Origin of the sequence: Bacillus sp. JJ1521, assembly GCF_036965165.1 — a bacterium.
Taxonomy (GTDB): domain Bacteria; phylum Bacillota; class Bacilli; order Bacillales; family Bacillaceae_L; genus Ferdinandcohnia.
On record NZ_JBALOX010000016.1, the window covers coordinates 1 to 10,930 of the forward strand.

Sequence of the window (10,930 nt, forward strand, 5' to 3'; positions counted from 1 at the left end):
GGACGTCATTAAATGCTAAATCAAAAAACTATTGAAATCGTGAAAAGCACAGTTCCAGTTCTTGAAAAATACGGTAAAGATATTACAACTCATTTTTATAAGCGTATGTTTAAAAATAACCCTGAATTATTAAATATTTTCAATCATGCAAACCAAAGACAAGGTCGTCAACAAACTGCATTAGCTAACGCAGTATACGCTGCAGCAGCTCATATTGATAACCTGGGAGCGATAATTCCAGTTGTAAAACAAATCGCTCAAAAACACCGCGCATTAGGAATTAAACCAGAACATTATCCAATCGTTGGAGAAAATCTACTTGGAGCAATTAAAGAAGTTTTAGGCGATGCAGCAACTGATGAAGTAATCAATGCGTGGGCTGAAGCTTACGGTGCGATTGCGGACGCTTTCATCGGTGTGGAAAAAGAAATGTATCAGGTAGCAAAAGAACAGCCAGGAGGTTGGGAAGGATTCAGAGACTTTGTTGTTGAACGTAAGGTTAAAGAAAGTGAAGTCATTACATCCTTCTATCTAATGCCTGAGGATGGAAAAGAAATTGCATCTTATACAGCCGGCCAATACCTAACTGTTAAAGTTCAGCCACAAGGTGATCAATATACACATATCCGTCACTATAGCCTTTCAGATGCACCAGGTAAAGACTTTTACAGAATCAGTGTAAAACGTGAAGAGCATGGCGTTGTTTCAAATTACTTACATCAAGAAATTAACGAAGGCGATGTGATCACAGTAAGTGCCCCTGCTGGTGACTTCATTCTTGAAGCAAAAGAAACCCCTGCTATTTTAATTAGTGGAGGTGTTGGATTAACTCCAATGGTAAGCATGTTAAATACGATCGCTGAGCAACAACCAGAACGTGAAGTAATGTTCATCCATGGTGCGCGTAATAGTGAAGTTCATGCGTTAAAAGATGAGGTTTCAGCCCTTGCTGAAAAGCATGAAAATGTAAAGAATTTTGTTACCTACTCATCCCCTACTGATCAAGACCGTCAAGACATGAATTTTGATAAAGAAGGCTTCGTTGACCTTGATTGGTTAAAAGCAACTGTTGGTACTAAAGGAGCAGACTTCTACTTCTGTGGTCCGGTACCATTTATGAAAATGATGTATCGTTCCTTAAAAGAATGGGGAGTTGCATCAGAAAATATTCACTTTGAATTCTTCGGTCCCGCAGATGAATTGGAAGAACCAATGGAAGCAGTTACTGTATAATTCAATAATTAATGAGGCTCTCAAATTTTGAGGGCCTTTTTTAATATAAAAACGCCACCTAGTATCAAGCTAGATGGCATTTACAATTATGATAATGACTCAGTTTTTGTTTTTTTCCTTCCTTCAGGAATGAGCAAGTTGAGGATCAATACTGCAATTGCACCTACAGCAGTACCGGAAGAAAGAATATAATTAGCAAAATCAGGAACACTATATAGAATTTCTTTAGGTAAAACGATAGTTCCAACCGTTAAAAGAATAGGAACACCGATTACAATCATATTGCGGTCATCAATTGTTATATGTTGAATAACTTTAAGACCATTCATTACGATTGCCACACAGACAACTCCAAAAATACCTTGGATAACAGGCTGAGGAATGCAAGTTATTATTGCAGAGAGCTTTGGAATTAAACCAAGAACAATTAAAATAATCCCTGCTGCAATTATCGCCATACGACTTGCAACACCTGTAATTGCGATAATACCAGCATTTGATGAATAACCTGTCACTGGTGTTCCACCAACTAAAGAACCTACAAAACAGCCAATCCCTTCACCTACAGATCCTCGATTTAAACGTTTGTCATCCAACTCTTCACCCGTAACTGTTGATACAACAAACCAAGTACCTGTCGTTTCAATTAAAATAATCATATAAATAAAGACCATTGTTAATATAGCTTGAAGATCAAAAACCGGCTTTCCGAATGGGAAGAAACTTGGTAGTGAGACCCACTTTGCATCATTTACTGCAGAAAAATCCACATTCCCAAAGAAAGAAGCTGTTACTGTTCCAACTACAATTGCCAAAATAACAGATACTAAACGGAAAAATGTACCATATCCAGATTTTTTACGACCAAGTAACATAAAAACCAATAAAACTCCTGCTGAAACACCAGCCACAATCACGTTATGTCCGACATTTCCCGGTGAAGTGTAAATGCTATTGAATGCACTTGGCATTAATGAAATCCCCACAATGACAATTACTGTTCCACCTACTAACGGAGGAATAATTTTTCTAACGGTTTTTGCAAATACTTTTAATGGGTATCCTAAAATTGCAATTAATAAAGCACCTGGTATTAAGCTACCGAATACTGCTCCTAATCCAAGCTTACCACCGATTGCAGCAAGGGCACCGATTGGTACATAAGATGGACCTTGGACAACAGGTAATTTTAACCCACCAATTGTTTGAAGGAGTGTTGCGATACCTGCTGCTAGAAAACACATTTGAATGAAGTAAGTTGTATCCATGGTGTTTAACGCAAGTAGGCCCGCAATAATAATTGGTGCAATATAAAGATCCATTGCAAGTACGTGTTGAAAACCTAATAGTAGAGATTTACCAACACTAATTTTGTCATTGATTCCGACAGATAAGTTCGGTTTTTGTGAATTTTGTTCCACTGTTCTTCCCCCAATGTTGTGAAATAAGTATAAAAACTGCTTCTTTAAAAGTGAAACTCTGGTTAATAATGGTAAAATATAAGGTCCTTTAATAAAAACACTATTAACATATTGCTTAATATATTTTGCATTATAAAGAAGGTTTTTATAAATGTAAATAGAGAATACGAATATTTTATTTTTAAGCATCATTAATGTTCGGTTTTTGTTGACTTCATTCGTCCGCCTATATAAAATGAATGAGGGAATACAAGTTATAAGGAGGATTGGTCATGTTAGTTGAAGACCAAGTGTTAAGAGATCAATGGATAGTTGCAGCTAGAGCTGAAACTATTAAAGAAGAACCGCAACAAGTAATTGTTTTAGGAGAAAGAATCGTATTATTTAGAACTGAAGAAGGAATTCATGCATTTAAAGATCTTTGTATACACCGTGGTGCTGCACTTTCATTAGGTTGTGTAAAGGACGGACAGCTCGTTTGTCCATATCATGGATGGGAATATAACGCTGATGGAGATTGTACAAAGATTCCACAGTTACCTGAAGGAAGAAAAATCCCATTAAAAGCGAAGGCAATTAAATATTCATGCAGAGAAGAATATGGCTATGTATGGGTAAATTTAAATAATAATAATCCAAAAATGTTTACATATCGCCCATTTCTTGATGAAAGCTATCACAATGTTTTATGGGGACAAACAGAAATCAATGCGAAGCCACCAAGGGTTGTTGAAAATTTCCTAGATGTTGGTCACCTTGCGTTCGTTCACGTAGGCTTTTTAGGTGATGAGAATAAACCTGTAATTGGTGATTATAATGTTCATCAGGATGAAGAGCGTATCTATTCTGATGAGATTGCGATTTTTCAGCCAGATCCAGACGGAACTGGGGTTGCTAAGGATGTTTATTATACATACGAAATTTTCAATCCACTTGTCGTTCAATTTACTAAGAGAGACCCTGATAATGACAATAAAATGTCAATTATCCTTATGATTCAGCCTGTTACAGCAGAAAAATCAATTGCTCATGGAATTATTTCTTTTAACTATGATACAGGTACAACTGACGAAGAAACTGTTAAGTTCCAAGATATGATTTTTTCACAGGATAAGCCAATTGTTGAAAATCAGAAGCCTGAAGATCTTCCTCTAGATTTACAAGTCGAGCTTTCCTTAAAATCAGACCGTATGAGTATCGCATATCGTCAATATTTGAAAAAAATTGGTGTTACTTTAGGAACTGCCTAATATCAATAAGAAAGGTGCCAATCCTAGCTTCTTTAAGGAATCGATTGGCACCTTTTTTCATCGCCTAAATGTATTTCGAAATCTCATTACATTATAAAAAAAAGCGGCATCTCTTCCCTCTTTTGTATATCGATTTCTCTGTTTTTGTAAACACTCCATAAAAGCCAAGTCACATTCCCGAGACGGACCATATCGTTGATAGCAAAGATCATGTCTCATACAACATGAATCTACTTGATTCGTTGGCGGACCGGACCCACCACAGCCTGGACCACACCATCTATAGCCAGGCATACAAAAACCGAGCCCTCTTCTCTTGCTCATAACACTCCCCTCCTTTTAATCCGAACTATACTAATAAAATATGTTGTGATTTTATGAAAGGAAGGGCTATTGCCAGAGATAGCTTAGAGACTATTAAAAACAATTGAAAAATCTGATAAGTGTTTGGTATTATTATCATTAATATTATTTACCAATAACAAAGGCCAATCCTTTAAATAAAAAATAGAACCATAGACATTTGAATTCTTGTTTGACCATGGTGTAAAATCTTTAAGCAGCACTCACTTTAGTGCGAAAAGGGATACAAGGAGAAAATAATATGAAAAGTATTTTACGAAATTTTATTAATGGAATTTTGACAATTGTTCCGATTATTTTAGTTGTATATGTGGTTTTTAAAGTATTTTTGTTTTTAGATGGAATTTTGGGGAATTTCCTGAAGCCTTATTTTAGAGAGGATTATATTCCCGGAATTGGATTATTGCTCACGTTTGTTGTCATTACGATCTTAGGTTGGTTATCAACGAGAGTATTTGCTGGGGCTATTATCCGGTTAATTGACAGGATGTTAGAGAGAATCCCGTTAATTAAAACTCTATACACTGTTATTAAGGATACATTTAATTCATTTCTTGGTGAAAAGAAATCTTTTTCAAAGGTCGCGCTTGTGACGATACCTGGAATGGATGTAAAAGTAATTGGTTTTATCACCACTGAAGATGTGGAAAGTTTTTATGATCCATTGAAGGACTATGTGGCTGTTTATATTCAGCAAAGCTTTCAAATCGCAGGCTTCACCTTCCTTATTCCGAAGGATGAAGTTGAAATTATTGATGTCAAGCCTGAGGATGCAATGAAATTTGTAGTATCTGGTGGGATGACATCTAAGTAGAATATATACACTTTTTAAAAGAATGTACATCAATTAAGTTTGTACGTTCTTTTTGTTTAGGTTTACATAATAATATTACATTAAACCACAATGCTTTTTCCGTTTTCTCTCCACTTAAAAACATTTTTAATTTTAAGGACCAAAATGAATTTTAAACATATATTATCACGTAAATAATTGGGCACTTATTACGAATTCTATGAGGTGATAAGCATGTATGTTGTTCATTACTTTGAAAATAAAAATCTCTTATTAACTCAACTGGTGCAAAATGTACCATCTGTCGACGATGCTATCAAAATAAAAGGAAAAAAAGGCAAAGTATCCAAAGTAACCAATATTGATGAAAAAAATGTCCATATCCAGGTTGAGATAGAACGTATTGTGAAAAAGAATCCTGTTCTTGATCCAAAAAAAAGAAGACGATAAAATGAGGATAAATATCAGAGAACGCATCTATTGAAGCGTGCGTTCTTATCTTTTTAGAGTGAAAATTTCATTATTCTCCATTGATGCCTTATAAAGACTAATCGTTCCATCAACACCAATTCCTAAATAATGATCCATTTTAAAATCATCATTTAAAGCAATCGTCCATTTAGCTTCATTATTTTCAATTAAAACGACTGCCAAAGTTCCAAATTGTACAACATGATCCCAGCTAAAAGTTTCCTTATTTCCAGCATGTTCGACGGTAATGCCTTCTGTGTGAGTAGATATTTTACTAATATCACCCTTCCATTCACCGTGTAATGCTGCCCCAACATAATAATACGATCCCCCCCTACCACGGTCGCCGTATGTACCAATATATTGATGGAGTGAGTCGTCCAAAGCTTTATAGGTCATCACAGCAACATCATTTGCTAACCACTCAATTGTATATTCACCCTTCGTTTGATATGGAAAGGTCTCCTTTTGGCGAGCAAATAATCCATAATAAGTACGATAATATATAGCTTCACCCACATTCTCTTTAACTACGAACACATGCTTAAAATCTGGTGAAAAACATATGATATGGTTGATTGGATGTTTAAAAAGCATGATGCCATTTAAAACTAAAAATATCAGTAATACAGATGAACAGATAATTTTTCCATTCTTTTTTAGGTTTAATAGCATCGGAATTGACAGACCTAAAAGAATAGCAACGAGAATATTAATCACAAAAAATAAACGATTATCACTATATTCAATTAAAAATTTAGCATGGAGGAAAAAATAGCCCATTTGCAGGCAGAAGAAACCGATAGCGAGAACAAATAAAATCCATCCTCCAACAATATTTTTTCGATTATTCATTTGGTTCTACCTCCATGGCAAACTCCCACGTTAAACCGTTATCATATGAAACAAACTTTCCTTTTACCTCTCCACCCATATAATCACCATTTGGACCTTGATTTAGGAAAACAGAAAGATGATCTTCTTCTTTAAATGGCACCTCTGCAGTAACAAAAACCTTATTGTATTTGTCAGGTATGTAAAAGATCGCTTTATTCCATGAACGGGCAGCATCGTTCGTTACATAAAAATCAGGCTCTTCAGGATTAATGACTCCGTACGATAAGAATCCAGTACTTTCGTCGATAAACCCACCATTATAAATGAGTCTAGTTGTACCTGCGGATGCCGCTTCTCTCCACGTTTTTCCGCTATCATTTGTTATAAACGTACCGGACCATTCCTGTGACATCGTCCTGTCACCCGATAACATGACATAGCCGAATTCTTCGTTTAGGAAATCAATTTTTCGAAACCTAATGCCTGAGGATTTTTCAAATACGATCGATTCCGTCCAGGTTGCACCTTTATCTAATGTTTTTTTTATTTTAATTGTATAGCCCAATTCATATGAGCCTTCTGCATATAAAAACATTGTTCTATTATTTTTAAGTATAAAACTGTCATTAATAAGTTCCGTTTTGTTTCCGTTATATTCGCCACTAAATAGCTGATCTACCTCGATTGGAACTGTAACCCAGTTTTCCCCGTTGTCATATGTAATCTTTAGTCCATTATTTTGCAAGGAGTATCCAATTGAATCTGTTACAAGTGTTGGTTGCAAAGGCTCAGGTCTATCCTGCGGTTCAGCTGGATTAGTTATTTCATCTTGCAGATGTGGAGTATCCTCAATAGGTTTTACATAATTAAAAATCGAAATGATTAAAATCAGTATCACTAAACTAGATACAACGATAACTAGATTTTTCAAAAGATAAGCTCCTTTGTCTTTTGTCACCTTCATTTTAACAAAAGTTTCCAAGTCGCAATAGCATTATTTACAAAAAAGCCTGTTCCTAATACAGAAACAGGCCCAATACTATTTCCACCAATCATCAAACATGCTTGCTGGCATATGTCGTTTATGCTTGGAAATTTGATAACGTTTTTCTATTTTTTCGGCTTCTTCTTTTGGTACTTCTTTTCCTTCCAAATAATCATCAAGATGTTCATAGCTTATACCCAGTTCCGTTTCATCAGCCTGCAGGGGCTTTACATCTAATAGATCCGCTGTTGGAACTTTTAAATATAGACGTTCTTCTGCACCTAATTCCTTTAAAATGGCACGTCCTTGTCGCTTAGTTAGCCCTGTTAATGGCATTAAGTCGGCTCCACCGTCACCATATTTCGTGAAGAATCCGGTGATTGCTTCGGCGGCGTGGTCTGTTCCTACTACTAATAAATTATGCATGCCTCCAACCGCATATTGCGCAATCATTCTTTCTCTTGCCTTTACATTTCCTTTGTTAAAATCACTGATCTCATCAGAAGTTGATTTCTTGTACTCAGCCACAAATGCATCAACTGTAGTAGCAATATCAAAGGTAATTGCTTGGTCAGGCTTGATAAATGATAATGCTGCGATGGCATCATCCTCATCCTTTTGAACACGATAAGGTAAACGAACAGCAATAAAAGTAGCCTCATGCCCCTCATTTCGAAGTTCCTGGACAGCTAATTGGCATAGCTTGCCCGCTAATGTTGAATCCTGTCCACCGCTAATCCCTAATACAAATCCATTCGTCTTACTTTTTATAAGATATTCCTTTAAAAAAGTTACTCTAAGTTTGATTTCTTCTTTTGGATCAATTATAGGTTTTACATGTAATTCTTTCATAATCTGTTGCTGTATACTCATGAAAGTTCCCTCCAATTAAAAAGGTGCAACAAACTTTTATCCATTAATCTTGCCAATCATATCTTCAATATTTTCTTTTACTTCTTCAATTCGTTTCATTTTATTATTCCAGCATTCCTGGCTTAAGTCGACTGGATATTCCTCGGGCATCGTAGTACGTTTGTACTCGTCCCAAAGTAGCTCTAGATTTTCATTTAAATACGCGCGGATTTCTTGTAAAGTTGGAATCTCATATACAAGTTTTCCATTATCAAAAATCGTATATTGTAATTCTCTTGCTTCAAAATTCGTAACAAATTTACTTATAAATGTATGAACCGGGTGGAACATTTTTATTCGTTTTTCATTCTGTGGATCTTCGTGCTCAAGTGTAATATAGTCACCTTCAGATTTTTGACTGTTCTTATTGATTATTCTATACACTCGCTTCAATCCAGGTGTCGAAACCTTTTCAGGATTACCGCTTATTTTTATAGTGTCTACCATATCCCCATTTTTATCTTCAATTGACACAAGCTTGTAGACAGCGCCTAGTGCGGGTTGGTCATAGGCAGTAATCAGCTTTGTTCCGATACCCCATGAGTCAATTTTAGCACCTTGGGATTTTAAGTTGATAATTGTATGTTCATCAAGATCATTCGATGCTACAATTTTCGCATCTTTAAAACCTGCTTCATCAAGCATTTTTCGTGCCTCTTTAGATAAATAGGATAAGTCACCACTATCCAAGCGAATTCCAATAAAATTAATATTTTCTCCTTCTTCCTTAGCAACTTTAATTGCATTTGGAACACCGGATTTCAAAGTATCATATGTATCAACCAGAAAGACACAATCTTTATGAGTGTTTGCATAATGTTTAAATGCTTGATATTCGTCCCTATAGGCTTGAACAAGCGAATGAGCATGTGTGCCGGAAATAGGAATATCAAATAATTTGCCTGCGCGAACATTTGATGTTGAATCAAATCCAGCAATATAGGCAGCTCTCGTCCCCCAAATTGCTGCATCCATTTCTTGTGCACGTCTTGTACCAAATTCCATCGCAGTCTGGTCTCCAACGACTTGCTTAATTCGTGAAGCTTTTGTCGCAATAAGGGTTTGGTAATTGATAATATTTAAAATTGGAGTTTCCAGTAATACAACTTCACAGATTGGACCCTCAATACGAAGTAGAGGTTCATTTGCAAAAACGACTTCTCCTTCCTTCATTGATCTTAGGGTTCCAGTAAATCGAAGATCCTTAAGATAGTCCAGAAAGTCATCCCTATATCCTTCTTCCCTTAAATACGCAATATCTGTTTCACTGAATGAAAAGTTTTCAAGAAAATGAATGATTCTTTCAAGGCCTGCAAAAACGGCGTACCCATTACCGAATGGAAGTTTCCGAAAGTTTACTTCAAATACAGCTCTTCTGTTATGTACGTTTTCCCTCCAATAAATTTCAGCCATATTTATTTGATATAAATCTGTATGTAATGCAAAGCTGTCATCCTTAAAATGCTTATTCATCAAAAATACCCTCCAATATAACCCGTTACTTTCTCTTTATCTAACTTCTGCGCCGATTGAATCTTTAAAATGTCCGAGTGCCCACTCGTGTCCAGCCTGGTTAAAGCTTGCCACTGCCGAACTGTGGATGACAATTTTGTATCCACGGTTATAGGCATCAACCGCAGTGTGAAGGACACAAATGTCTGTACAAACGCCTACTATATGTACTTCTGTAATGCCACGTTCACGCAACTTAATTTCAAGATCAGTGCCAGCAAAAGCAGAATATCTTGTTTTATCCATCCAATAAACATTCGAATTGGTTTGTTGCTCATTGAACACTCTTTGGAGATCTCCATAAAGCAATCTTCCGGATGTATCTTCTAAATTATGAGGTGGGAATAATTTAGTTTCCGGGTGCAGTTCATCACCTTCTTTGTGAAGATCGATTGCAAATACAATAAAATCCCCATTTGAAATAAATTCTTCAGTGATGCGAACAATTTCTTTTTCAATATATTGCCCTGGTTTCCCACAAGTCAATGCTCCGTCACTAGCAACAAAATCATTTGTATAATCTACATTTAACAACGCTTTTTTCATGTTTCTCTTCCTCCTCTTAATATAAACAAACGTTTGATTTCATAACAAAAAGATAAGCTAAAGTAGGTCATTATTACTTCTAGTGGAAATTTTTTTTGGATATAACGTCTATTTTATATGAATTTTGTTTATTTTTGAATAGAATTGCACTTATTTGTAAAATCTTAAGGATGCAATATGGATGTGGAGTTGGATACATGTTTAAAACAATAACGGAACAAGACTGGGTATATGAGTACATAAACAATAAAAAAGACCCGCTTCCAGTGGTACTTGGAACAAAAGGTACTTGGACCGGAAATAGAAAACCGATGATTATTTTAATAGGATTTACAGTGGTAGATGTTTTAGTCCTAGGAGATATTTATGGGGTATCCCATCATCCTGTAAGGAAAATGATGATTAAAGAAATCACATATTATGCCATTAATATTATTGATAAAAAGAAGGTAAAAGAAATTATCGATGAATGGAATGAGGAGTAAAAATAAGAACCCCAAAATTGGGGTCCAAATTGATTTATTCTTCATCTAATTCCTCATCGAAGATTTCGTCAAAGGCCGCGGAAACTGTTTCAAATTCTTCATCACTTTCAATTGCTGAAAAA

The 10,930-nt window shown here is 35.7% G+C and carries 12 protein-coding genes; 5 read left to right on the forward strand and 7 right to left on the reverse strand.

All coding sequences use genetic code 11. From position 1 onward, the window contains the following. Positions 1-12 precede the first annotated feature (12 nt). Positions 13-1,233: an NO-inducible flavohemoprotein gene (gene hmpA / locus V7147_RS03535; RefSeq protein WP_335366484.1), complete on the forward strand. Its 1,221-nt coding sequence runs from the start codon at positions 13-15 to the stop codon at positions 1,231-1,233. Positions 1,234-1,319: 86 nt separating this feature from the next. Here hmpA and V7147_RS03540 read toward each other — a convergent pair whose 3' ends face one another. Continuing rightward, positions 1,320-2,654 (reverse strand): uracil-xanthine permease family protein, encoded by a 1,335-nt coding sequence (locus V7147_RS03540; protein WP_335366485.1) that lies wholly within the window; start codon positions 2,652-2,654, stop codon positions 1,320-1,322. Between the two features lie 272 nt (positions 2,655-2,926). On the opposite strand from V7147_RS03540, the gene V7147_RS03545 reads away from it, so the two are divergent. Next, entirely contained in the window at positions 2,927-3,904 is a 978-nt protein-coding gene (locus V7147_RS03545; protein ID WP_335366486.1) for an aromatic ring-hydroxylating dioxygenase subunit alpha, read from the forward strand. A 57-nt stretch (positions 3,905-3,961) separates the two neighbouring features. Here V7147_RS03545 and V7147_RS03550 read toward each other — a convergent pair whose 3' ends face one another. Continuing rightward, positions 3,962-4,228, reverse strand: a complete 267-nt coding sequence (locus V7147_RS03550) for a Parvovirus coat protein VP1-like protein (RefSeq protein ID WP_335366487.1) — start codon at positions 4,226-4,228, stop codon at positions 3,962-3,964. A 280-nt stretch (positions 4,229-4,508) separates the two neighbouring features. On the opposite strand from V7147_RS03550, the gene V7147_RS03555 reads away from it, so the two are divergent. Together V7147_RS03555 and V7147_RS03560 are read left to right on the forward strand one after the other, a co-directional pair. Next, the gene (locus V7147_RS03555) at positions 4,509-5,081 is read left to right on the forward strand and encodes a DUF502 domain-containing protein (RefSeq protein ID WP_335366488.1); all 573 of its coding nucleotides are present in this window, start codon (positions 4,509-4,511) and stop codon (positions 5,079-5,081) included. A 213-nt stretch (positions 5,082-5,294) separates the two neighbouring features. Next, on the forward strand, positions 5,295-5,510 hold the full coding sequence (locus tag V7147_RS03560; RefSeq protein ID WP_335366489.1) for a hypothetical protein: 216 nt from the start codon (positions 5,295-5,297) through the stop codon (positions 5,508-5,510). 45 nt (positions 5,511-5,555) lie between these two features. On the opposite strand, the gene V7147_RS03565 is transcribed toward V7147_RS03560, so the two are convergent. The 5 genes from V7147_RS03565 to V7147_RS03585 form a co-directional block, all read right to left on the reverse strand. After that, positions 5,556-6,386, reverse strand: a complete 831-nt coding sequence (locus V7147_RS03565; protein WP_335366490.1) for a hypothetical protein — start codon at positions 6,384-6,386, stop codon at positions 5,556-5,558. Next, the gene (locus tag V7147_RS03570) at positions 6,379-7,299 is read right to left on the reverse strand and encodes a WD40/YVTN/BNR-like repeat-containing protein (protein WP_335366491.1); all 921 of its coding nucleotides are present in this window, start codon (positions 7,297-7,299) and stop codon (positions 6,379-6,381) included. The genes V7147_RS03565 and V7147_RS03570 overlap by 8 nt, the downstream gene beginning before the upstream one ends. Before the next feature lie 108 nt (positions 7,300-7,407). After that, positions 7,408-8,226: an ammonia-dependent NAD(+) synthetase gene (gene nadE / locus V7147_RS03575; protein ID WP_335366492.1), complete on the reverse strand. Its 819-nt coding sequence runs from the start codon at positions 8,224-8,226 to the stop codon at positions 7,408-7,410. 36 nt (positions 8,227-8,262) lie between these two features. Continuing rightward, on the reverse strand, positions 8,263-9,738 hold the full coding sequence (locus V7147_RS03580; RefSeq protein WP_335366493.1) for a nicotinate phosphoribosyltransferase: 1,476 nt from the start codon (positions 9,736-9,738) through the stop codon (positions 8,263-8,265). Between the two features lie 36 nt (positions 9,739-9,774). Then, positions 9,775-10,323, reverse strand: a complete 549-nt coding sequence (locus tag V7147_RS03585; RefSeq protein WP_335366494.1) for a cysteine hydrolase family protein — start codon at positions 10,321-10,323, stop codon at positions 9,775-9,777. A gap of 197 nt (positions 10,324-10,520) precedes the next feature. Here V7147_RS03585 and V7147_RS03590 point away from each other — a divergent pair, with 197 nt between their 5' ends. After that, a complete protein-coding gene (locus tag V7147_RS03590; RefSeq protein WP_335366495.1) occupies positions 10,521-10,808 on the forward strand; it encodes a hypothetical protein in 288 nt (95 codons plus the stop codon). Positions 10,809-10,930: the final 122 nt, after the last annotated feature.

Excerpts from the sequence above, each read along its gene's own strand:
- hmpA (WP_335366484.1), top strand. The coding sequence starts at position 13 with ATGCTAAATCAAAAAACTATTGAAATCGTGAAAAGCACAGTTCCAGTT.
- V7147_RS03545 (WP_335366486.1), top strand. The coding sequence starts at position 2,927 with ATGTTAGTTGAAGACCAAGTGTTAAGAGATCAATGGATAGTTGCAGCT.
- V7147_RS03550 (WP_335366487.1), bottom strand. The coding sequence starts at position 4,228 with ATGAGCAAGAGAAGAGGGCTCGGTTTTTGTATGCCTGGCTATAGATGG.
- V7147_RS03555 (WP_335366488.1), top strand. The coding sequence starts at position 4,509 with ATGAAAAGTATTTTACGAAATTTTATTAATGGAATTTTGACAATTGTT.
- V7147_RS03560 (WP_335366489.1), top strand. The coding sequence starts at position 5,295 with ATGTATGTTGTTCATTACTTTGAAAATAAAAATCTCTTATTAACTCAA.
- V7147_RS03565 (WP_335366490.1), bottom strand. The coding sequence starts at position 6,386 with ATGAATAATCGAAAAAATATTGTTGGAGGATGGATTTTATTTGTTCTC.
- nadE (WP_335366492.1), bottom strand. The coding sequence starts at position 8,226 with ATGAGTATACAGCAACAGATTATGAAAGAATTACATGTAAAACCTATA.
- V7147_RS03580 (WP_335366493.1), bottom strand. The coding sequence starts at position 9,738 with ATGAATAAGCATTTTAAGGATGACAGCTTTGCATTACATACAGATTTA.
- V7147_RS03585 (WP_335366494.1), bottom strand. The coding sequence starts at position 10,323 with ATGAAAAAAGCGTTGTTAAATGTAGATTATACAAATGATTTTGTTGCT.
- V7147_RS03590 (WP_335366495.1), top strand. The coding sequence starts at position 10,521 with ATGTTTAAAACAATAACGGAACAAGACTGGGTATATGAGTACATAAAC.